We start from the raw sequence: 21,773 nt of genomic DNA, 5'->3' as shown, positions 1-21,773 counted from the left end.
AATAAATAGTTAAAAATTGATACTTTTGCAAGGCATCTATTGAATTTTTCTATTTAAAAGCCTCTTAAATTTGTTTTTGATTTAAATCTATGGACGATCGAGAAGCATTGCAGAGAACTCTCAACCGCGCCCATCGCGCCCTCCATATATTAGAAGAACAAAAAGCTGGTTTTGGGATTCGAGTTCCAGTAGATTTGCAAATCGAACTGGAGGAAAAAGAAAAAGAAGTCGCTAGCCTAGAGGCGCGATTGAGTCATCTTAAAAACAGCATCAGTAAAGTAGAGTCAGAAAGCAAGCAAAAGGAAGTTTTTATCTCCTACACTTGGCGAGATAATCACAGCGAAACATTTGTACAAAAACTGGAGAAAGCATTTTACGCAAAAGGCATTACAATCATTCGGGATAAAAATTCAATTGGCTACAAAGGACGATTTCAAGAATTCATGCAGCGATTGAGTCATGGCAAATGCATAATTGTGATAATTAGCGACCAATATTTGAAGTCTGACAATTGTATGTATGAACTAGTTGAAATTGCCAAGACTGGAAAACTTTATAATCGAATTTTTCCCATAATTTTAGCAGATGCCCAAATTTATAAGCCTATTGAAAGAATTAAATATGTTGAGTATTGGGAAAAGCAAATTCAAGATTTAAATGACGCTATGAAAACAGTTAGCGCTGCTCATTTACAGGGATTCCGAGAAGAAATTAACCTATATACTGAAATTCGTAATATGTTTGCTAATCTCATAAACCTGCTGAAGGATATGAATGCTCTGACGGAAGAGATTCATATACAATCAGATTTTGAGGCACTGCTCAAAGCGATCGCAGAAAGTTTAGATGAGTAAGCTAAGAGCGGATGTACGAAGCGTCTGCCAAAAGCGATCGCCCTCAACAATCTAGGATTAGTTGCGCAATCGCAGGGACAATATAATCGTGCTGAGTCCAACTATAAGCAAGCATTGGCAATCGCTAAAAAGCTAGGTTTGAAAGAAGAGGAAGCTTATATTTCTGGCAACTTGGGAAATCTAACCCTTGACTGTGATCGCCCTTCAGAAGCCCGCTCCTGGTACGAGCGTGAGTTAGCCCTAGCCCAGGAAGTGGGACGGCAAGACTTGGTGGCTAGCGCTCAATCTGGTCTGACGCAAGTTCTGGAGAAAGAGGAACGCTACACAGAGGCGCTACCGTTAGCACAGTCTGCCCTGGAAATCCGAGAGCGTCTGCGCGATCAGGGCTTGGATTTTTCGCGCCAATTAGTTGAGCGGTTGCGGCGCAAGGCAGGAATGGAATAATTTATAATTCGTAATTAATTCAAGGTTTTACGTCTCTGTTTAGTCCCAGACTTCCAATCTGTAGGCGTATATTTGCGAAACTGATATACTCCCAACCATAAACGCTATAGTCTGAGGTAACTGTCACAAAATAAGATTAACTCATCCATTGCATAGTTCTAAATTTTAAATTGACTTATGACTAATTACACATTACAAGCAAGTCGAGAATGGTGGTCACAACAATGGCTAGATTTGCTAGATTCCTATCGTTTTAAAAAGCGTTTAGAACGTGCTAGAAACTATGCTCGTCAAGGAAATGTTTTGAGCATCGAATTTAAAGGTGCAAAAGTATTAGCTAGGGTTCAAGGTAGCGAAGTAGAACCCTATAAAGTTTCCCTTTCCCTTGAACCATTTACCGATGAACAGTGGGGTTATGTAATTGAAACCATGTCCCAAAGGGCAATTTTTGCTGCCAAACTACTAGCAGGAGAAATGCCACAAAATATAGAAGAAGTCTTCACGGCTAATGGTCTTTCGATATTTCCATTTACCCTTGGTGATGTTCACAGTAAATGCTCTTGTCCTGATAAAGAAAATCCTTGTAAACACATTGGTGCGATATACTATCAGTTAGGCGATCGCTTCAGTGAAGACCCCTTTGTACTATTTCAATTACGCGGACGTTCCAAAGAGCAAATTATCAGCGATTTGCGTAAATTACGTAGTGCCAAAATTGAACCCAATACTACAGAAACGCCTGATGTTCAACAGTCAATTACTAATAACAAATACTCAGTAAAAATTGACTCTTTCTGGCAATACAATGAGCCACTAGAGTCATCCTTGGTAGTGATTGTACCGTCTAGCAGCGAGACGATATTAGATGTATTGGGAGCGATTCCCCTAGCAAAGGAAGAGGAAAACACAGTAAATTCAACTTCGAGTGATGTGGTAATGAAATATTTGAATACCGTTTACAGAGATGTAAGCCAGAAGGCTGTTTTAGCAGCGATGAATGTAGGAGCAAGTTGATACTAATTCGTAATTCGTAATTCGTAATTCGTAATTATGAATTAAATTGGTTGGAATCTTCTTGGCTTAAAACTCTATCCTTTTATGGGTAGGTATTTACCAATTATGTATTCTGATTTATTGTCCAAACTCAAGCCTAGCCTGTTCTACCAAATCAGCAGTCACAACATCTTGGCCTGCTTCACGAGCCAGCTGTTCAATTCTGGCTTTAGCTTGAGAGCGGACAAAAAAGGGAATATTTTGTAACTTTTCCTTAGCTTCAGATGTCCATCGCAAAGCATCAATAAAATTGGAATCATTCATAGATTAGTTACCTTGGCAAGTCGCTCACTTTAATTAATAGATTACTAATTTTCCTATAAAAAAAGCCCTTGCTTTTATGCAAGAGCTTTTAAATTAATAGTCAGTGATGAAATAAACTTTACAACCTAATCTAGGTCGTCCATGAACATCACTGGCTCAGTATCACGGTTAATTCCTTTCTCAAAACCACCAGCAGCAGCCCGTGCGCGACCAGCGTGCCACAAGTGACCAACTAGGAAGAAGAATCCTAGTACGAAGTGAGAAGTCGCCAACCAAGCGCGAGGAGATACGTAGTTGAAGGAGTTAATTTCGGTAGCCACACCACCTACGGAGTTCAAAGAACCCAGAGGAGCGTGGGTCATGTATTCAGCAGCGCGACGAGCTTGCCAAGGCTGAATATCATTCTTGATTTTTTCCAAGTCAAGACCATTGGGACCACGTAGAGGCTCCAACCAAGGGCCGCGGAAATCCCAGAAGCGCATGGTTTCACCACCAAAGATGATTTCACCAGTTGGAGAGCGCATCAGATATTTACCCAGACCAGTAGGACCTTGGGCAGAACCGACGTTAGCACCCAAACGTTGGTCACGAATCAAGAAGGTCAAAGCCTGAGCTTGAGAAGCTTCTGGACCAGTAGGACCAAAGAATTCGCTTGGATAAACGGTGTTGTTAAACCAAACAAAGATTGAGGCAATGAAGCCCATCAGAGAAAGAGCGCCCAAGCTGTAGGAGAGATAAGCCTCACCAGACCAGATGGATGCACGACGTGACCAAGCAAAAGGCTTGGTAAGAATATGGAAAATACCGCCAGCAATTAAGATAAAGGCAACCCAGATGTGACCACCGACCACATCTTCCAAGTTATCGACGCTGATAATCCAGCCTTCGCCGCCAAAGGGAGACTTGATTACATAACCGAAGATAACTGCTGGGTTCAATGTCGGATTGGTAATAATCCGAACATCACCACCACCTGGTGCCCAAGTGTCATACAACCCACCAAAGAACATTGCTTTTAACACTAAAAGCAATGCACCGAATCCCAAAATAATCAGATGGAATCCGATGATGTTGGTCATCTTGTTCTTGTCTTTCCAGTCGTAACCAAAGAAAGAAGAATATTCTTCTAAGGTTTCTGGACCACGAACCGCATGATAGATACCGCCAAAGCCAAGGACGGCTGAGGAAATTAGGTGGAGTACACCGACAACAAAGTAGGGGAAGGTATCGATGACTTCACCACCAGCACCAACACCCCAACCCTGAGTGGCGAGGTGAGGTAACAGGATCAAGCCCTGTTCGTACATGGGCTTTTCAGGAATGAAGTGAGCGACTTCAAACAAAGTCATCGCTCCAGCCCAGAATACAATCAAACCAGAGTGGGCAACGTGAGCACCCAGTAGTTTGCCAGATAGGTTGATTAAACGTGCGTTACCAGACCACCAGGCAAACCCGGTGGATTCTTGGTCGCGTCCAGCGCCGCCTAAGATATTTGGTCTATTAGAGAGCGTTACCACGTGGTAATACCTCCTCAGGGAATACAAATTGTTCGTGGGGTTGATCTTGAGGAGCCATCCAAGCGCGGATACCCTCGTTCAGCAAAATGTTTTTGGTATAGAAGGTTTCAAACTCAGGGTCTTCCGCCGCCCGCAATTCTTGGGAGACGAAATCATAAGCCCGCAGGTTGAGTGCTAAACCGACGATGCCGACGGCACTCATCCACAAGCCTGTGACTGGCACGAACAACATAAAGAAGTGCAACCAGCGCTTGTTAGAGAAAGCAATCCCGAAAATCTGTGACCAGAAACGGTTTGCTGTCACCATTGAGTAGGTTTCTTCCGACTGGGTTGGATTGAAGGCGCGGAAGGTGTTAGCACCATCACCATCTTCAAACAAGGTGTTTTCGACTGTGGCACCGTGAATAGCGCACAATAAAGCACCACCCAATACACCCGCAACACCCATCATGTGGAAGGGGTTGAGTGTCCAGTTGTGGAACCCTTGCAGGAATAGCAGGAATCGGAAAATTGCTGCGACGCCAAAGCTGGGTGCAAAGAACCAGCTTGATTGTCCCAAGGGGTACATCAGAAATACGCTGACGAATACTGCAATGGGAGCGGAGAAGGCGAGAGCGTTGTAAGGGCGAATACCTACTAGACGGGCAATTTCAAATTGGCGCAACATGAAGCCAATTAAACCGAAGGCTCCGTGTAGGGCAACGAATGGCCACAAACCACCCAGTTGGAACCAACGGGTGAGGTCGCCTTGGGCTTCTGGTCCCCACAACAGCAATAGGGAATGTCCCATGCTGTCGGCGGGGGTGGATACTGCCACTGTCAGGAAGTTACACCCTTCTAAGTAGGAGGAGGCTAATCCGTGGGTGTACCAAGAGGTTACGAAGGTGGTGCCGGTCAGCCAACCGCCTAGTGCTAGGAAGGCGCAGGGGAATAGTAATATCCCTGACCAACCTACGAATACGAAGCGATCGCGCTTGAGCCAGTCGTCTAGAACGTCAAACCACCCTCTACTGGGGGCGCGTCCAACTGCGATGGTCATCGGACTTAAATCCTCTTTTTTTACTAAAATTGCAACGTTATCTAAGGCATTACGGAAAGCCAATGTAACCGACTGCCGTGAGGAATTAACGTTTTTTTGACAATCTCAACTGCTTTTAAGTAACTGAGATTCTGAGAGCTTACTGACTTATTAAGTCATTATTTCTCAGGGTTATGACATTACACGTACCATCGGCTAGTAATCTAGCTTCTGGTAACTTAATGATTCTTAACTTATCACACTACTCAGGGTTTTTGCCTGATACACAGAAGCAAATTAGGCATGAAACACGAACCTTATAAATAATATGAATATCAGAAATTTTACAATTTGACACAACTTTTCTCAGAAATCTGAAAAAATTTAATATAGATAGACGTAGGTAGGTAACTCATTTCAAGAGGTCAAAAAGAGGCAGGGAGAGGGTAGCAGGGAATAAGGGGGGCTGAAGGACACAGAGAAAGAATTTTTATCAGCCATGAGTAAAAAAATAGTACAACCTTCCCTAAAGAATTATATCGGTAGCAGGAACATAGAAGGGCGCAGTTGAGTTTTTGTCAACGATGTTTGGTAAAATGTCGATAATGACTTTGCCGCCACGTCGTTGATACACCTCTGGAAAATCTATGTGAAACGTTAGACAAGGAGAAGGGAAGTTGGCATATCTTGACTAATACAAATAGCCTAAGTGGTTTGTCCCGTAGTACAAGTAAGCCAAGTACAAGTAAGCCAGCATTATCCGGGACAGTAAAATTTGTAGGGTACAAAGTGAAAAATTTATAGTCTGCGGCAGGGTTCCCGTGGACTTCAAACATAGCTCTCCGTGCCTCCTAAGCAATAGCCGGATTGGCAGAGGAACCCACCACTCTATGCAAAAGCATTTAGTGTGCGAGTATGTGACAGCGAGTATCTCACGGGCAATGGTAGTTCAATGACGACATCAACAACGATTAACAAAGGCGATCGCCTCCTGCACCAAAATGTTCTCGGTTCTCGTCGGTTCAGTAACTACTGGTGGGCAACTATCGTTACCTTGGGAGCAAGCGGCTTTTTATTATCTGGAATATCCAGTTATTTAAAAGTTAATTTACTCATAGTTTCCGATCCCACTCAACTGGTATTTGTCCCCCAAGGATTAGTGATGGGGTTATATGGTACTGCTGGCTTGCTATTAGCTACATACCTGTGGTTAGTGATTTTATTGGATGTTGGAGGCGGTTACAACGAATTCGATCGGGAAACTGGCGCAATCAAAATCTTCCGCTGGGGGTTTCCTGGTAAAAACCGCCGAATTCAGATTGATAGCCGCATAGAAGATGTCCAATCTGTACTAATAGACGTAAAAGAAGGTCTTAACCCCCGTCGCGCTCTCTATCTACGCATTAAGGGACGGCGAGATATACCATTAACACGGGTTGGACAACCGTTATCTTTAACAGAGTTGGAAACAGAAGGCGCAAAGTTAGCCCGCTTTTTGGAAGTGTCGTTAGAAGGACTTTAAGAAATTAGGGTAGAGAATAGAGGTTATAAGGTACAGATTATTCCCTGTTACCTGTCACCTCTCCCCTAATCCCAATGCTTCTCAAAACGATAAGATACTTTGGTTAAATCGGTAACAGGCAATGCGGTTAAAAATTTCTCAATTTTTGCTTTCTCTTGCGATCGTCAGTGCTTTGATGTTGGGAGGATGTTCAACACAGCAAGTCGCTTCTAATAGCTCTTCTCCAAACTCGACTGCTACCTCGGCCACAAGCGAGGCAAGCACCAAGACAACTACTGAAGCAAGTTCTGTATCTCAAACTACTAGTGAGAGTATTCCTGGAATAACAGATTTACCAAGACTAGAAGGCAAGGCTACTGTGGTAATCACGGTTAAAGGTTCGCCGATTACTATCGAAGTAGACGGCACTGATGCCCCCATTACAGCTGGCAACTTCGTAGATTTAGTGCAAAAGGGTGTGTACGATGGTTTAGCTTTCCATCGAGTTGTGCGCGATCCCCAACCGTTTGTAGTTCAAGGGGGCGATCCTCAAAGCAAAGACCCGAAAGTTCCAGCAGATAGGCTGGGAACAGGTAGCTATATTGACCCAAAAACGGGAAATGCTCGTTATATACCTTTAGAAGTTAAGCCCAAAGGTTCAGATACTCCGATTTACAATAAACCATTTGATGCTACTGCTCAACCCGTCGTATTGCCCCATAAACAGGGTGCAGTAGCGATGGCGCGATCGCAATCACCAGATTCGGCTTCTGCCCAGTTTTACTTTGCTTTAGCGGATCTAGCATTTTTGGATGGTAACTACGCCGTGTTTGGCAATGTCACTCAAGGCTTTGATGTAGTAAACAAAATTCAGCAAGGCGATCGCATTGACTCCGCTAAAGTCACTCAAGGTGCTGAAAATCTGAAAGCACCTGGACAGTAGGAGCAGGGGAGCAGGGGAGCAGGGGAGCAGGGGAGCAGGGGAGCAGGGGAGCAGGAGGCGGGCGAGGGAGATAGTAAAAAAACTCTTAACTCTTAACTCCTAACTCTTAACTCCTCACTTTTAACTCCTAACTCCTAAATTGGTCAAAATTGTTGTTACTGGTATTGGTCTAGTTTCCGCTTTGGGTGGAAGCTTAGAGGATAGCTGGCGAAATTTAATCGCAGGTAAATCTGGAATTGGGTTACATCAACCATTTCCAGAAATTACACCACTTCCTCTAGGTTTGATTAGTCAACAACCATCCGAGTTGACAATGTTAACTCGGATGGTTGTTGATTCTGCTTTACAAGATTCTGGGTTAGTTGCACCTTTAGCTGATTGTGCTGTAGTCATTGGATCGAGTCGCTCTTATCAAGCTTCTTGGGAGAAGTTGGCGCGGCAAATATATAGTGACGCGGAAAATTTTCCCGTATCCTCTTTTGGAAATTGGCTAGATATATTACCTCATATCAATGCGATCGCAGCTGCAAGACAAATCGGTGCATCAGGGATAGTTTTGGCACCAATGACAGCTTGTGCTACTGGAATTTGGTCTATTGCCCAAGCAGCTATGCTTATCCAAAATGGGCAATGTCAACAAGCGATCGCAGGTGCAGTGGAAGCACCAATTACACCTTTAACTTTAGCTGGATTTCAGCAGATGGGTGCTTTGGCGAAAACTGGGGCTTATCCCTTTGATTTGCATCGAGAAGGCTTAGTGTTGGGTGAAGGCGCGGCTGTGTTTGTCTTAGAATCAGCAGAGTTTGCAAAGCAGCGTCAAGCAAAAGTGTATGGTGAAATTCTCGGTTTTGGCTTAACTAACGACGCATATCATAGTAATTCACCAGAACCCGAAGGGAAAAGTGCGATCGCTGCTATCAAACAATGTCTAGAACGTAGTTGTCTATTACCAACCGATATCGATTACATTCATGCTCATGGCACAGCTACCCAGCTAAATGACCAGATGGAGAGTAGGGTAATCCAGCGTTTGTTTCCTCAAGGCGTGGCAGTTAGTTCCACCAAGGGAAGCACAGGTCATACACTAGGGGCATCTGGAGCTTTAGGTGTAGCTTTTTCTCTCATGGCGCTAAAGCATCAAATATTACCGCCTTGTTTAGGATTGCAGCAGCCAGAATTTGATTTAGATATCGTGACATCTGCACGTCTAAGTAAAGTTCGGCAGGTATTATGTTTGAGTTTTGGTTTTGGGGGACAGAATGCCGCGATCGCGTTAGCAAGGTAAAAACTTGTGGATTTAACTATCTGACCAACATAATATATTAATTTTTATTAAGACCCACACAGCTGCGTGCCTTTAGAAAAGGTGATTTTTGAGTATTTTTCATGTATCAGAATATAAAATATAAAACTGTAACAAAAACTACAAAATTCCTCCTTTTTCAAAAAAAAAGGATAAGCTTAAGTACAGATGAGATCCGGTTCGCAAAGATACCGTGATTAGGAGAAAATTTATGATTTCAAAATCCTCGTTGCTGTCAGAACCTGCTTCTCCAGCGCATATATGCCCATTTGACCAAGCCTGTAGCTACTTAGAAGCAGCAGCTAAAGAATTAAATTTAAATCAGGGTTTGCTGGAAATTCTCAGCCACCCGCGTAAAGTTGTTACGGTTTCCATTCCCGTGAAGTTAGATGATGGGGAAATACAAGTTCTCGCTGGACACCGGGTACAGCACTCTGATGTCTTAGGCCCCTACAAGGGTGGAATCCGTTACCATCCGGCTGTGACATTGCGGGAAGTATCCGCTTTAGCAATGCTGATGACCTGGAAATGTGCCTTGTTAGGTATTCCTTACGGTGGCGGGAAGGGTGGCATTGCTATAGATCCCAAACGCTACAGTGTTGGCGAATTAGAGCGAATCAGCCGCCGTTATATCAGCGAGTTGATTAAAGATATTGGGCCTTCCGTAGATATTCCTGCGCCAGATATGGGTACTTCTGCCCGTGAAATGGCTTGGATGATGGACACCTACTCTGTAAATGTTGGCCATGCTGTACCAGGAGTTGTAACTGGAAAACCCCTTTCTATTGGTGGTTCTCTGGGACGAGAAATGGCAACTGGACGTGGCACGATGATTATTGTTCGTGAGGCGTTAGCAGATCGAGGTAAATCTTTGGCAGGAGTGCGAGTAGCTATTCAGGGTTTCGGTAACGTCGGCTGTGCCGCAGCGGAATTACTATATGAAGCAGGTGCGAAGATTATCGCCGTTTCAACAGGTGCTGGAGGAATATTCTCTGAAACTGGTCTTGATATTCCCAAGTTAAAAGTCTACGCCGCTGAAAATCGCAAGAGTATTGTAGGTTTCCCGCAATCTGTACCTATTAGTAATGCAGATTTATTAACCTTACCCTGTGATGTCTTGATACCAGCAGCTTTAGAGAACCAAATCACTAAAGAAAATGTCAATCAGGTGCAGGCGCAAATTATCGCAGAAGCAGCTAACGGCCCGGTTACTCTTGAGGCTAACTTGGCATTAGAGGCGCGAGGTGTGACAGTGTTACCAGATATTTTGGCGAATGCTGGCGGTGTAGTAGTCAGTTATTTAGAGTGGGTGCAAGGTCTTTCTTACGTATTTTGGGATGAGGAGCGCGTCAACCGCGAAATGGAGCATTTGATGGTACAAGCGTACCGCAAGGTGATTCATCAGTCAGAGGTACGGCAAATTTCTTTAAGATTAGCAGCTTACACACTGGGGGTAGGTAGAGTAGCTCAGGCGCTGACTGACAGAGGTCTTTATCCTTAATATTTGGGCATAGACAGCAGTTTTTAATTGAATAGATAACATATAAGGGCACAACTATAATATTGTGCCCTTATTATGTTATGAATAGCCAGTGTTTCTGTTAAGCTAGGGTACATTTAATCCTGGATTTTTAAGCACGCTTTGTGCTTACTACAAACTCATCAAAATTAATGAGACACACTGCCTTTGATCTGACAATAATACACTTACTACCTAATAGGAATAGCTGATTAGAGGCTGCTGCCTCCAGTTAGACATTGAGTCAGCAGCCTACACTAATGCATTCCCATTCTGAAACCAATCTTATGACTCCCCAGAAGGTGCAGCAGCGTGGATCAAGTCTGGCTTCTCATCATTAGGAGGACGCTCAATAGTTTGCTCCAATGTGGGATGTTGATGGCGATCGCGGGTTTGGATCTGCACAGGTTGACCAGTTTCAATTGACTGATAAAGTGCTTGAATGATACTAACATCAATCAATCCTTCCGTTCCAGATGGCTCTGGATCTTTATTTTGCAGAATACAATCAGAGAAGTAGGTAAATTCAGCTGCTAGCTGATCGCGATCCTTAAAAGTCCGCTCTTGGGTTTCACCATTAATTGTTAAATAATGCTTGATTTCTCCTTGCCAAGGATATGCAGGTTCTACCCGTAAATCGCCTTGAGTCCCTACAATCTGATAGGTTGAAACACTTGCTCCTCCAAAGCTACAGGTAAATGTTGCCAATCGCTCATTGGGGAAACGTAATATAACACTAGCCATTTCTTCCACTTCGCTAAAGCGTTGTTCTCCGTTATTGGCAGCTACAGCAAATACTTCAATTGGTTCATCTTGAAATAGGTAACGTGCAGCATTAATGCAGTAGATGCCAATATCATAGAGCGTGCCGCCACCTGTAACATCTCGTAAACGAATATTGCCTTCTTCTACTTCCTGGGTAAAAACCGAGTTGAAAATCCGTGGTTCACCAATTTGCTTTGAGCGCAAAATTTCGACTGCTTGTAAATTAGCTTCTTCTAAATGTAAGCGGTAGGCAATCATCAGCTTCACATTATTGTCATTGGCAGCTTTAATCATTGCCTCACACTCTTCTTCTGTTACTGCCATTGGCTTTTCACATAACACATGAATTGCCTGATTAGCAGCCCGCACAGTGTAGTCAGAATGCAAGTGATTAGGTAACGCAATATAAACTGCATCAATCTCGCCGCTTGCCAAACAGTCCTCATACTCTTCGTAGGAGTAAGTATGCTCAATACCATACTTTTTGCTCAGTTCTTCGTTTTTAGTGGGGTCATCTGAAACTAGTGCCACTAATTCTGAGTTTTCGGCGTTGGCAAACGAAGGTAAAGCAGCTTCTTGAGCAAACCAACCTAAACCAACAACGGCATAACGAATTTTATTCTTACCATTTGTAGCAGTCATTTTTCTACTCTTTGATGAAGGAATATTTTGGTAATTTAACTAATGCCCTAATTACGTGTAAAATCTAGAAAACTATTTATGCAAACATTTACAACCAAGTGCATTACTACATTGCTAATGCAGCTTCTACATTTGACACCAACTTAGCTTTAGTTTCTTGAAACTCCTGTCCCAACTCAGTTATTTCCCGATCGCTCATACATTCGCGCACAGCATTAAAAATTTCGCTTTCTTCTTCTTCTACATGATGCTCAAGTGTTTCCTTCAATTCGCTCATTTTTTCTTTAAACTCAGGTTGAGTAGGCTTAAGCGCCTTAATTTCTTCTAAAATAACTGAAACTTCTTCATGTTCTTTTTCAGCTTCTTCAACATATTGTTCAGTTTCTTCGTATTCTCGCAAAGCTGGGTAGAAAACTAATTCTTCAGTTTTTGCATGTAAGATCAATGCTATATATATTTGATTGAATTGCTCAACCAACTTTGCGCCCTTAACTTTTTCTGCTTCTGCAAAAAGGTTCTCAACTTGGCGATGCTCTGCTTCAATTAATGAAAGAATGTCTGTTGATTTAGCTTTAGTTTTAGCCATTTTTACCTCAGTAATAATCGATTTTTTAGACTGATATTTGGAGGTTAATGAATGGGAACTCGTATATTCTCAATGACTTGGGAAATGAAAACCTCATTCTTTGAGTAAGCTTTAATTTAGACTTAAGGAATATTTTCGGTATTGCACCTTGACTGAAATTCATAACCTCAGCATGATGGATGCTGAGTATGTAGCGTTAGCAGGTCAAAGCTACAACCCAAACCTCGAACATCGGCTAAAGATTCCCACGCAGTACAGTACTCGCTTGCTACGAGATCAAGGTGCTGGTTTTACTCTTGTGATTTCGCCATTGCTAGCTTTGATGCGAAACCAAATTACAGCAGCACAACGTATTAGTGTAAAAGCCGAAACAATTAACTCCAGTATTGAGTTAGAGTCAGAGGCCATAGGCAATTTTAGATAGAAGCTCAATTGCGCTAAATTAAAAAAATAGTAGGAGTTCAGCTAGTATATGGTGAAACCAATAATCCAATCAGGAACTCAAACCTTATACGACCAAGATTATTACCTGTGGCTGAGGATAACTATCAATCAACTTCGTGCTGGACAGTTTTCTGATGTTGATGTAGATAATTTGTTAGAAGAATTAGAAACTATGGGTAGAAGAGAGAAGCGAACAATTGAAAGTTTATTAATTAAGCTTCTTCAACATCTACTAAAACTCAAGTGTTGGGATGAAGAGCGAGAACGTAATCTAGGACATTGGAAAGGGGAAATCAGGACTTTTCGTAGAGAGATTAAAAAAGCTTTGAAAGATAGTCCTAGCTTAAAACCTTATATTTTAGAAATATTTGATGAATGTTATCAAAACGCAAGGACAGAAGCAAGCGATCGCTCTCAACTCGCCATTGACATATTTCCTGCTATACCCATTGGCTCTTTAGAACAAATCTTAGATGAAAACTGGTTTCCTGAATATAACCACAATCATCACGGTAAACCCGATTAAAATGAATACGCAACTTGGGTTTCCATAGGAGTATGCAGACGTGCAGCCGGATTTAATAGGCTTGGAAATTAGTAAGGGTGAACTAAGACGTTTGACTGGGTTCGATCCAGAAGACGTTTTTCGACCCTCGATTTTGCGAGATGGTAAAAAACGATTAGGGTTTTTTATCAGTGAAATGCTGGTGACGCTGGCGCTAACGCCAATAATTGTGGGCTTTGTTTATGCGTTTATTATTCTGCCAACTATTGGTTCTTCAGTTCGACTAGGAATTCTTTTACTAATTTTAGTCCCAATGCCGATATTAGTGGGACGATGGCTATGGCGACAATTAACCTGTCCTGAGGGACTGACAATACTTTTAGATGAAGTTGATAAATATCATGACCTGGTTGCTGCTATAGATATTAATGACCAATTAGCAGCATCAGGAAACGTAGAAAGCAGTTTCCATGACCGAGATCAAGTAACCGCCGCCCTACAATTAATTAGAGAAGATTTAGTCCGCGCTCTGAAAACGGAACGAATTTTGCGGGATAATAAAAAATTGCTTGCTAATAACCAAGAGTTATTTGTGAATAATTTAGCCAGTCTGCAAGCTTTACAAGTTAGTAGTCAAGCAGGCGAATATGCTCAACTGCTAAATCAATCATTGCAAATTGCGATCGATGTGCAAGCAGAAATCAGAAAATTGCAAAAAGGCTAAGAGAATGTTTGTAAAAGTGGTTACACGAAAATTTACCTGCCTCCGCAGGTTAGAAAACCTTTGATTTTTGATTAGTTCACGGAGGTGGACTTTACTCATCTAGTAGCGACTTCTAGTCGCCCAATACTTTCCCAGAAAACAATCGCCCCGTTGACTTAAATGAGCAACAAACCCAAAATAATTGTCCTGGATGATGACCCTACAGGTTCTCAAACAGTCCACAGCTGCTTGCTGCTAATGCACTGGGATGTGGAGACTTTACGCCGTGGGTTGCAGGATGATTCGCCGATTTTCTTTGTGCTGACTAATACTAGAGCGCTAACGCCAGAGTCAGCTGCATCTGTCACCAAAGAAGTTTGCCAGAACCTGAAAATCGCTTTGAAGGCTGAAGGAATTGATGATTTTCTGATTGTCAGCCGTTCTGATTCTACTTTGCGGGGACATTATCCCATTGAAACAGATGCGATCGCACAAGAACTCGGCCCCTTTGATGCTCATTTTCTCGTACCAGCATTTTTTGAAGGCGGACGCATCACCCGTGACAGCGTGCATTACTTGATGATTGACGGCGTAACCACCCCAGTCCATGAAACCGAATTTGCCCGTGATTCAGTCTTCAGCTACCATCACAGTTATTTACCCAAGTATGTTGAAGAAAAGACTCAAGGACGAATTAGTGCTGAAGTAGTAGAAAGGTTTCTCCTCGCCGATATTCGCGGTGGTAGTTTGGAACGATTGTTACAACTTCATGGTAATCAGTGCGCTGTCGTCGATGGTGAAACCCAAGGCGATCTCAACCGCTTTGCAGTAGATATATTAGCAGCCGCAAGTCAAGGGAAACGCTTTTTATTTCGCAGTGCAGCAAGTATTTTAACGGCTTTAGCCGCTTTACCACCCCAACCCATTGCTGCCGAAAACATGGCTCAGTATGTGCGCCAAGGCAAACCAGGTGCGGTGATTGTTGGTTCCCATGTGAAAAAGACTACCCAGCAATTAGAGGCGCTGTTGCAACTAGAAGGAACTGTGGGCATCGAAGTGAATGTAGCGCGATTACTTGATGATACAAATCAATCTGCGGCACTACTAACTGAAATCCAAGAAAGTACACGGGCGGCACACGAAGCTGGCAAAACACCAGTGGTTTATACTAGCCGTCAGGAACTAAATTTTAAAGATGCCAAGACACGATTGGAGTTTGGGGAAAAAGTTTCAAGTTTATTAATGGATATTGTGCGCGGTTTACCATCTGATATAGGATTCTTAATCAGCAAGGGTGGCATTACTTCAAACGATGTCTTGAGTAGTGGACTAGCTTTAACTTCAGCCCGTTTACTCGGTCAAATTTTAGCTGGTTGTTCAATGGTGTTAACGTCATCCGATCATCCCCAGTTTCCTGATTTGCCTGTGGTGCTGTTTCCAGGTAATGTCGGCGATGCTGATGCCTTGGGGACAGTTTATCAGAGGTTGACGTTGCCAATTTGAGATTTTAGACTTTCCTGCGGAACGCTACGCATAGCTTGCTTCCCCGGAGGGGTACGGCTACGCTCAGTCGAACGATTTGAGATTAAAGAGTCTTTTGGTTAATGTCGGACTAATATCCCGCTACGCCAACACCCTTGTGAGTGACACAAATCCAAAATCCAAGTTGCGCTGTCAGCGCACCAAAGGTGCGACCCAAAATTGAAAATCTGTTGTCTTTTGGCTAGTACTATATGACTTCTGATTCTGCGATTCCCAATCTAAAGTCAAATTCTGCACTTCCTAATGCAGAATCAAACTCTATCCTTTCTGAGATAGAGGTAAATCCTACTGTTTCTGATGTAGAGTCAGATTCTATCCTCCCGGATGCTGAGTTAAAATCTGTCCTCCTTTATTTAAAATCAAATACTGTTCTTGGAGATGTAGAGTCAAATCCTGTTGACCCAGATGTAGAGTCAAATACTGATGCCGGATCGGATTTTATCCTGACCGACTTAAATCCTGATGAGTTAGCATTACCAGGGCATCGTGTAAATGACAATAGTCAAGTCCAGTTAAAAAGTAAGGAGGGGCGACTGTTATTAATTTTGCCCTCAGAATCTCAAGTATCTGCTTCAGAACTCACTTGGTCTGATATTTGGCAACAAATCAGGCAACGTCTGAGTGCAGGCGATCGCTTCCGGGTATCTAATACACCTGTGCATTTAATGGCACAAGACCGTTTGGTAGATACCAGACAACTCCAAGAACTCGCCGAGGCTTTGAGTGAAGTCCAACTGCGACTGATATCTGTGTCGACTAGTCGGCGGCAAACTGCGATCGCTGCTGTGACATCTGGGTATTCTGTAGAACAATTACAGCCCGTAACTTCCCTGAGTACCGAGCCAACAGCTACAGCGATCCCCCAAGAAGATGCCCTCTATTTAGAAATGACAGTCCGCTCTGGAGTAGAAATTCGTCATCCTGGGACAGTAATTCTCTTGGGAGATTTAAATCCAGGTGGTATTGTAATTGCAGATGGAGATATTATTATCTGGGGTCGTCTGCGTGGAATTGCTCATGCTGGGGCTGGAGGCAATAGTGAGTGTCTGATTATGGCCTTGCAAATGGAACCAACCCAACTGCGGATTGCAGATGCTGTAGCTAGAGCACCAGAAAAACCGCCAATGCAGTTTTCTCCAGAGGTGGCACATATTACGCCCCAAGGAATTCGTATCGCTAGGGCGACTGATTTTTCCAGAAACCAATTCACCAAGAGCAATCAAGAACCATAAATATTTACTTAAAGAATGAAGTATATAAGTAAAGATGAAATAAAACAAATATTCATGCCTCACCCTCATCAGGGAGAACAGATATTTCTTCATACTTGATACGATACTTCATACTTTATACTGCAATTTACTGTTTTATATTTCCTGAACCCTCATTGACCGCATTTCTATCATGACTCGCATTATTGTGATTACCTCCGGTAAAGGAGGAGTGGGTAAAACCACAGTTTCAGCAAATTTGGGTATGGCTTTAGCCAAAATGGGGCGTCAAGTTGCTTTGGTTGATGCGGATTTTGGTTTGAGAAATTTGGATTTGCTCTTAGGGCTGGAAAACCGCATCGTTTATACTGCGGTAGAAGTTTTAGCCAGAGAGTGCCGGTTAGAACAAGCCCTGGTGAAAGATAAGCGCCAACCCAATCTCGTACTCCTGCCGGCAGCCCAAAATCGCTCCAAAGATGCAGTCACACCCGAACAGATGAAGTTATTGGTGAATGCACTAGCACAAAAATATCAGTATGTGATTATTGATAGCCCTGCCGGCATTGAAAATGGGTTTAAAAATGCGATCGGCCCGGCCAAAGAAGCGCTAGTTGTCAGCACACCAGAAATTTCCTCAGTTCGCGATGCGGATCGGGTAGTAGGGTTACTAGAAGCACAAGGTATCAAGCGTGTTCATTTAATAATTAACCGCATCAGACCCGCAATGGTGCAGGCAAATGATATGATGTCAGTGCAAGATGTTCAGGAACTTCTCGCCATTCCCCTGATCGGGGTAATCCCTGACGACGAGCGTGTTATTGTATCTACCAATCGTGGCGAACCCTTAGTGTTAGCAGAAAATCCTTCTTTAGCTGCCACAGCCTTTGAGAACATTGCTCGTAGATTAGAAGGGGAAAGTGTCGAATTTCTGGAGATCGACTCGTCCCAAGACAGCATCTTCGCCCGCCTACGAAGGTTGTTGTGGACAAAGATTGTTTAACTTACCTTTCCAGTCTCCGCGCCAGACCTATTCGTAATGATTGAACTTCTAGAAAAACTTTTTTTTCGCGGCCCTGATAGCAGTCGAACTCAAGTTAAACGTCGCCTGCAATTGGTGATTGCTCACGATCGCGCTGATATAGACCCTCAAACGTTGGAAAAAATGCGCAAAGAAATCCTAGATGTAGTCTGTCGCTATGTTGAAGTTGAGACAGAGGGCTTGGAGTTCTCCTTAGAAAGCAACCAACGAACTACAGCTTTAATCGCCAACTTGCCCATCCGTAGGGTGAAGGGTGCCATACCTGAATGGGAAAGAGGTGATAAGCCTCTCTAGCTTGAATTTTAAGTATTTATATTTATGATTTAGTCAAATTAAATTGTTCGTTTCTAGTGGGTACTTTAGTCTTGGCTTTGATCGCTAAAGTACCCACTAGAAACTGCTTTTTATAGATGGTTTGGCAGATATTATATTGCTGATTGAAAATATGAATTTGTTTCACCAAAACAGTAAAAATTGAAGATATCCAACCTCTGTCACTCTCCGAAAACAGCGATAAAAAAATCCCGTTGTCAGCAGTGACGACAACGGGAGTATGTAGGGTTTTTTATAATCTATCGGTAGGCAACTTGTGGGCCTGCCCAAATTTCTGTCACCTTTTTACCAAAAGTAATCGGCCGATCGTTGTCTGTTGTAGTGATAGTCTTACCATCATTAGCAACTTGCATTAATGGCCAGTTTTCCTCGCCCAATTCCCCTGCACGGAATAATACATGATCCGGTTGGCTTTTACTCCAGCCTAACAATACGGCAATTTTTTCATGTTCTTCCTCACTCACAGGAGCGACTGTGTTAGCGTGATTTTTTTGCCGATCCCAAATCACTGCACTATCTGTAGAATCACCTGTGTTAAAGATACCATCAAACTTGCGTGCTAAGAAGCGATCGCCTTTTTCTGACCAGCTAACTGGAACTAATACCCCAATTTTACCGCTCGGATCGGTTTCTTCTGACGATTCCCCCTTTACAGCCTTTACCTTTAATAAAGGATCGCTAACTGGAGTCGTTGAAGCCATCACCCACAATTTCTTAGTGTGCATATCTTGGACAAACATGACGCTGGTGACACGGCTGTTGTACATTTGGGGTTTGACCTCCAGTTGCACCCGGCTATAAACAGCATATTTACCATCTGGAGAAATCACGGGTACGCTACGATAGTGACGCACTCCAGAACCGCCATTAGCAGCAATAGCTTCTTGAGTTGCTGTAATCCATTTCCAAGGAATCGGATGAGGACTACCGATGGGATCTATTTGTTCTGCTTGGGACTCATTAGCTGTTTCCACAACGGGTATTTCGGCCGTTGTGGTTGATTGAGATTCTCTAATAGCTGGTGCTACTTGAGTTGCTGTCAATGATTCAGTAAAAGACTTTTCTCTAGAGAGATAATTTTCTTGTCCTCTCAAAGACTTGACATTAGCAGCTTTAAGTTTGCGTATTAAATTAAGTTGACTAACAGGAACATCTGTTGATGGTGCGAGTTCAACTGCTGCCAAAGAATCGGGAACAGTTACATCACTTACATCTAAATCGCTGCTTGAGAGATAATTATCTACTTCAGTTGAAGACTCAATTTTATTTGCTGGTAATACTTGCGGTTCCTGAACAGCAGTACTTTGCGTTGGTACAGAGTCAAATTCTTCTGTTATCGATTCGATTTGATCTGTTTTTAATATTTCAGCTATCTCAGGTTCCCCAACTACAGCTATTTCCTTTGATACAGAGTCAGATTCTTCAGTTATCGAAGTTAGTTTATGTACTTCGGATTTTACTGGGATCGAGTGGGCCGATGCTCCTAATAAGGGTGCAATCAGCATCACAACGACAACGTAATTGAGAAATGGTTGGGTGCGGAACCATCCTGACAGCAAAAGGGGTTTAAGCATTTGTAGACTCTCTAGAGGGGGCAATTGCTATGTGAGAAGCAATACATCAACAGCAACGAGCAGGTGGTAGTTATATGTATAACAAGAAACTAAAACTAATGACGAAATAATATCTTCAAAGTTTGCAGAGGTTTACAAAAATTAAGTATCATTGTCTACACCTTTTCTTACTTAGGTACGGAATATTTTTTTGCAAAAATATGCGAGTATAGTAAATATGCTGAGAACTCAGTAATTACTACACGATATATAATGTCCCTATACCCAAACACACCAAAAATAAGTCTTGGTTAAGGAATATTTAGGATATAGTTTGGGGAATGACGCTGGCGAACAAGAGTTAGATAACTCAGCTATCGGGGATCGTACTAGCGATCGCTAGTACACAGCAACTAAGCTAGGTTACACACAAAATATAACAGCGCAAACCCTCATGATAGTAAACGTGAGGCGTTAATTAAAAACCTGGGAAAGCGGACGCATAATACATCATACTCAGAAGATATTGCTATCAGCAACCCAAAGTTATAAATTGCTATCTAAACTACAGAAATAGTTAGAAGACGCAATAGTTTTTCGGAAATTTAACTACATTTAAAGTTAATTTCGGGCAGACGATCGGGAACACAACAAAATTCACTCGGTAGATGCTCTAGCGACTCGCAAAGAAAAACCACTAAGTGATTAGTTTCACTAGAGGCAAATGCGGCTAATACTAGCTTTTACGCTTGTCAACTTAACCCGGCAAGTTAATCAAGCAGCCTTTGGTTTCATGAATACGAAAATATTGTACCACCAAACAGCCAATATTATTTACAGCTAACAACTGTATTTTGCAACTGCCTCCCGAATACAGGAGCCTGTTAGATGCTGGCTTAGTGAATTCTGTTTCAACATGCAACTTAAATGTTGTCAGTTGTGAGGGGCGCACTTACGATGAACTAATGACTCACGACTAAAAACTACTAATTATTAATGAAAATTGTATTTTTTGGTACACCCCAGTTTGCTGTACCTACCTTGGAAAAATTATTGAATCATTCAGAATTTGAGGTGCTGGCGGTTGTCACCCAACCAGATAAACGCCGGGAACGCGGAAATAAACTTACGCCAACACCAGTAAAAGCGATCGCAACTGCTCACAACTTACCAGTATGGCAACCCGAACGGGTGAAAAAAGACACTGAAACTTTAAGCAAACTCAAACAATTAGATGCAGATGTGTTTGTTGTTGTCGCTTATGGACAGATTTTATCGGCAAAAATCTTGAATATGCCAAAGTTGGCTTGCATTAATGTGCATGGCTCGATTTTACCCAAATATCGCGGTGCAGCGCCGATTCAGTGGTGTTTGTATAACGGAGAGAGAGAGACGGGGATCACCACTATGTTGATGGATGTGGGGATGGATACTGGCGCAATGCTCCAAATAGCCACTACACCGATTGGATTACTGGATAATGCCCAAGATTTAGCCGATAGATTAGCAGAGATCGGTGGGGATTTGTTGGTAGAAACTCTGTTGAAGTTGGAACGTAAAGAAATTCAACCAATACCCCAAGATAATTTAGCAGCTACTTATGCGCCTCTAATTCAAAAACAAGATTATGGTTTGGATTGGTCAAAAAGCGCGATCCAATTACACAATCAAATTAGAGGCTTTTACCCTAACTGCACGGCTACTTTTCGTAACAACTTGCTAAAAATCACCGCTTCTGCTCCTTTTGGTTCTGTAAGCGATCGCGATCTCCCACCAGAATTACAAGAATTGATGCATAAATTGCCGGATTTGTCAAATGTATCAGACAGACCAGGAGAAGTAGTTAACATTACCAAAGGAATTGGCGCGATTGTCCAGACTGGGGAAGGATTCTTGTTGTTGCGAGAGGTTCAGTTAGCCGGTAAACGTCCCCAGTCGGGATGGGATTTTGTTAATGGTAGCCGCTTAACTGTGGGAGAAGTTTTTGGTGCAGGAAGTTGAGGGGGAGTTAGTCAATTGAAAGCAGTAGCAATT

Annotated in this window: 21 protein-coding genes; 15 read left to right on the top strand and 6 right to left on the bottom strand. The window is 42.7% G+C overall.

The window, feature by feature from the left end; translation table 11 throughout:
- Window positions 1-89: 89 nt before the first annotated feature.
- From AC1F2U_RS18160 to AC1F2U_RS18150, 3 genes are all read left to right on the top strand, one after another.
- On the top strand, window positions 90-854 hold the full coding sequence (locus AC1F2U_RS18160) for a toll/interleukin-1 receptor domain-containing protein (RefSeq protein WP_480262367.1): 765 nt from the start codon (window positions 90-92) through the stop codon (window positions 852-854).
- Window positions 855-878: 24 nt separating this feature from the next.
- Window positions 879-1,298, top strand: coding sequence for a tetratricopeptide repeat protein (locus AC1F2U_RS18155; RefSeq protein ID WP_480262433.1), 420 nt, complete (start codon window positions 879-881; stop codon window positions 1,296-1,298).
- A 177-nt stretch (window positions 1,299-1,475) separates the two neighbouring features.
- The gene (locus AC1F2U_RS18150) at window positions 1,476-2,312 is read left to right on the top strand and encodes an SWIM zinc finger family protein (protein ID WP_480262366.1); all 837 of its coding nucleotides are present in this window, start codon (window positions 1,476-1,478) and stop codon (window positions 2,310-2,312) included.
- A 117-nt stretch (window positions 2,313-2,429) separates the two neighbouring features.
- On the opposite strand, the gene AC1F2U_RS18145 is transcribed toward AC1F2U_RS18150, so the two are convergent.
- The 3 genes from AC1F2U_RS18145 to psbD all read right to left on the bottom strand — a co-directional run bounded on the left by AC1F2U_RS18145 (window position 2,430) and on the right by psbD (window position 5,171).
- The gene (locus tag AC1F2U_RS18145) at window positions 2,430-2,615 is read right to left on the bottom strand and encodes a PCP reductase family protein (RefSeq protein WP_322671257.1); all 186 of its coding nucleotides are present in this window, start codon (window positions 2,613-2,615) and stop codon (window positions 2,430-2,432) included.
- Between the two features lie 125 nt (window positions 2,616-2,740).
- Entirely contained in the window at window positions 2,741-4,132 is a 1,392-nt protein-coding gene (gene psbC / locus AC1F2U_RS18140; RefSeq protein ID WP_480262365.1) for a photosystem II reaction center protein CP43, read from the bottom strand.
- Window positions 4,116-5,171 carry a photosystem II D2 protein (photosystem q(a) protein) gene (gene psbD / locus AC1F2U_RS18135; protein WP_322694081.1) on the bottom strand — a complete coding sequence of 352 codons (1,056 nt, stop codon included), beginning with the start codon at window positions 5,169-5,171 and terminating at the stop codon, window positions 4,116-4,118. Before psbD ends, psbC begins: the two co-directional genes overlap by 17 nt.
- A gap of 931 nt (window positions 5,172-6,102) precedes the next feature.
- Between psbD and AC1F2U_RS18130 the strand changes: the two genes are divergently transcribed.
- The 4 genes from AC1F2U_RS18130 to AC1F2U_RS18115 all read left to right on the top strand — a co-directional run bounded on the left by AC1F2U_RS18130 (window position 6,103) and on the right by AC1F2U_RS18115 (window position 10,398).
- Window positions 6,103-6,672, top strand: coding sequence for a photosystem I assembly protein Ycf4 (locus AC1F2U_RS18130; RefSeq protein ID WP_480262364.1), 570 nt, complete (start codon window positions 6,103-6,105; stop codon window positions 6,670-6,672).
- A gap of 121 nt (window positions 6,673-6,793) precedes the next feature.
- Window positions 6,794-7,594, top strand: coding sequence for a peptidylprolyl isomerase (locus tag AC1F2U_RS18125; protein WP_480262363.1), 801 nt, complete (start codon window positions 6,794-6,796; stop codon window positions 7,592-7,594).
- A gap of 139 nt (window positions 7,595-7,733) precedes the next feature.
- Entirely contained in the window at window positions 7,734-8,879 is a 1,146-nt protein-coding gene (locus AC1F2U_RS18120; protein WP_480262362.1) for a beta-ketoacyl-ACP synthase, read from the top strand.
- Window positions 8,880-9,108: 229 nt separating this feature from the next.
- Window positions 9,109-10,398 carry a Glu/Leu/Phe/Val family dehydrogenase gene (locus AC1F2U_RS18115; protein ID WP_480262361.1) on the top strand — a complete coding sequence of 430 codons (1,290 nt, stop codon included), beginning with the start codon at window positions 9,109-9,111 and terminating at the stop codon, window positions 10,396-10,398.
- Window positions 10,399-10,701: 303 nt separating this feature from the next.
- On the opposite strand, the gene AC1F2U_RS18110 is transcribed toward AC1F2U_RS18115, so the two are convergent.
- Together AC1F2U_RS18110 and AC1F2U_RS18105 are read right to left on the bottom strand one after the other, a co-directional pair.
- Window positions 10,702-11,823, bottom strand: a complete 1,122-nt coding sequence (locus AC1F2U_RS18110; protein ID WP_480262360.1) for a Gfo/Idh/MocA family oxidoreductase — start codon at window positions 11,821-11,823, stop codon at window positions 10,702-10,704.
- Between the two features lie 106 nt (window positions 11,824-11,929).
- A complete protein-coding gene (locus AC1F2U_RS18105) occupies window positions 11,930-12,409 on the bottom strand; it encodes a hemerythrin domain-containing protein (RefSeq protein WP_480262359.1) in 480 nt (159 codons plus the stop codon).
- 148 nt (window positions 12,410-12,557) lie between these two features.
- Between AC1F2U_RS18105 and AC1F2U_RS18100 the strand changes: the two genes are divergently transcribed.
- From AC1F2U_RS18100 to minE, 7 genes are all read left to right on the top strand, one after another.
- Entirely contained in the window at window positions 12,558-12,833 is a 276-nt protein-coding gene (locus tag AC1F2U_RS18100) for a hypothetical protein (RefSeq protein ID WP_480262358.1), read from the top strand.
- Window positions 12,834-12,881: 48 nt separating this feature from the next.
- Window positions 12,882-13,379 (top strand): DUF29 domain-containing protein, encoded by a 498-nt coding sequence (locus tag AC1F2U_RS18095; protein ID WP_480262357.1) that lies wholly within the window; start codon window positions 12,882-12,884, stop codon window positions 13,377-13,379.
- 40 nt (window positions 13,380-13,419) lie between these two features.
- Window positions 13,420-14,082: a hypothetical protein gene (locus tag AC1F2U_RS18090; protein WP_480262356.1), complete on the top strand. Its 663-nt coding sequence runs from the start codon at window positions 13,420-13,422 to the stop codon at window positions 14,080-14,082.
- Between the two features lie 159 nt (window positions 14,083-14,241).
- Window positions 14,242-15,564 (top strand): four-carbon acid sugar kinase family protein, encoded by a 1,323-nt coding sequence (locus tag AC1F2U_RS18085; protein ID WP_480262355.1) that lies wholly within the window; start codon window positions 14,242-14,244, stop codon window positions 15,562-15,564.
- Between the two features lie 230 nt (window positions 15,565-15,794).
- Window positions 15,795-16,835 carry a septum site-determining protein MinC gene (gene minC / locus AC1F2U_RS18080; protein ID WP_480262354.1) on the top strand — a complete coding sequence of 347 codons (1,041 nt, stop codon included), beginning with the start codon at window positions 15,795-15,797 and terminating at the stop codon, window positions 16,833-16,835.
- A gap of 172 nt (window positions 16,836-17,007) precedes the next feature.
- Window positions 17,008-17,814, top strand: a complete 807-nt coding sequence (minD, locus tag AC1F2U_RS18075; protein WP_012410009.1) for a septum site-determining protein MinD — start codon at window positions 17,008-17,010, stop codon at window positions 17,812-17,814.
- A 36-nt stretch (window positions 17,815-17,850) separates the two neighbouring features.
- A complete protein-coding gene (gene minE, locus AC1F2U_RS18070) occupies window positions 17,851-18,147 on the top strand; it encodes a cell division topological specificity factor MinE (RefSeq protein WP_480262353.1) in 297 nt (98 codons plus the stop codon).
- A 278-nt stretch (window positions 18,148-18,425) separates the two neighbouring features.
- Here minE and AC1F2U_RS18065 read toward each other — a convergent pair whose 3' ends face one another.
- A complete protein-coding gene (locus AC1F2U_RS18065; protein ID WP_480262352.1) occupies window positions 18,426-19,760 on the bottom strand; it encodes a hypothetical protein in 1,335 nt (444 codons plus the stop codon).
- A 975-nt stretch (window positions 19,761-20,735) separates the two neighbouring features.
- Here AC1F2U_RS18065 and fmt point away from each other — a divergent pair.
- Window positions 20,736-21,740 (top strand): methionyl-tRNA formyltransferase, encoded by a 1,005-nt coding sequence (gene fmt, locus AC1F2U_RS18060; protein ID WP_480262351.1) that lies wholly within the window; start codon window positions 20,736-20,738, stop codon window positions 21,738-21,740.
- Window positions 21,741-21,773 lie beyond the last annotated feature (33 nt).

The organism is Nostoc sp. LEGE 12454, assembly GCF_056620565.1.
Note: the sequence above shows the minus strand (reverse complement) of the source record. Positions and strands in the feature narration are given on the sequence as shown.

Bases quoted from the DNA above. Each gene is read 5' to 3' on its own strand.
- AC1F2U_RS18160 (WP_480262367.1), top strand. From the start codon at position 90: ATGGACGATCGAGAAGCATTGCAGAGAACTCTCAACCGCGCCCATCGC.
- AC1F2U_RS18150 (WP_480262366.1), top strand. From the start codon at position 1,476: ATGACTAATTACACATTACAAGCAAGTCGAGAATGGTGGTCACAACAA.
- AC1F2U_RS18145 (WP_322671257.1), bottom strand. From the start codon at position 2,615: ATGAATGATTCCAATTTTATTGATGCTTTGCGATGGACATCTGAAGCT.
- psbD (WP_322694081.1), bottom strand. From the start codon at position 5,171: ATGACCATCGCAGTTGGACGCGCCCCCAGTAGAGGGTGGTTTGACGTT.
- AC1F2U_RS18130 (WP_480262364.1), top strand. From the start codon at position 6,103: ATGACGACATCAACAACGATTAACAAAGGCGATCGCCTCCTGCACCAA.
- AC1F2U_RS18125 (WP_480262363.1), top strand. From the start codon at position 6,794: ATGCGGTTAAAAATTTCTCAATTTTTGCTTTCTCTTGCGATCGTCAGT.
- AC1F2U_RS18115 (WP_480262361.1), top strand. From the start codon at position 9,109: ATGATTTCAAAATCCTCGTTGCTGTCAGAACCTGCTTCTCCAGCGCAT.
- AC1F2U_RS18110 (WP_480262360.1), bottom strand. From the start codon at position 11,823: ATGACTGCTACAAATGGTAAGAATAAAATTCGTTATGCCGTTGTTGGT.
- AC1F2U_RS18105 (WP_480262359.1), bottom strand. From the start codon at position 12,409: ATGGCTAAAACTAAAGCTAAATCAACAGACATTCTTTCATTAATTGAA.
- AC1F2U_RS18095 (WP_480262357.1), top strand. From the start codon at position 12,882: ATGGTGAAACCAATAATCCAATCAGGAACTCAAACCTTATACGACCAA.
- AC1F2U_RS18085 (WP_480262355.1), top strand. From the start codon at position 14,242: ATGAGCAACAAACCCAAAATAATTGTCCTGGATGATGACCCTACAGGT.
- minC (WP_480262354.1), top strand. From the start codon at position 15,795: ATGACTTCTGATTCTGCGATTCCCAATCTAAAGTCAAATTCTGCACTT.
- minD (WP_012410009.1), top strand. From the start codon at position 17,008: ATGACTCGCATTATTGTGATTACCTCCGGTAAAGGAGGAGTGGGTAAA.
- minE (WP_480262353.1), top strand. From the start codon at position 17,851: ATGATTGAACTTCTAGAAAAACTTTTTTTTCGCGGCCCTGATAGCAGT.
- AC1F2U_RS18065 (WP_480262352.1), bottom strand. From the start codon at position 19,760: ATGCTTAAACCCCTTTTGCTGTCAGGATGGTTCCGCACCCAACCATTT.
- fmt (WP_480262351.1), top strand. From the start codon at position 20,736: ATGAAAATTGTATTTTTTGGTACACCCCAGTTTGCTGTACCTACCTTG.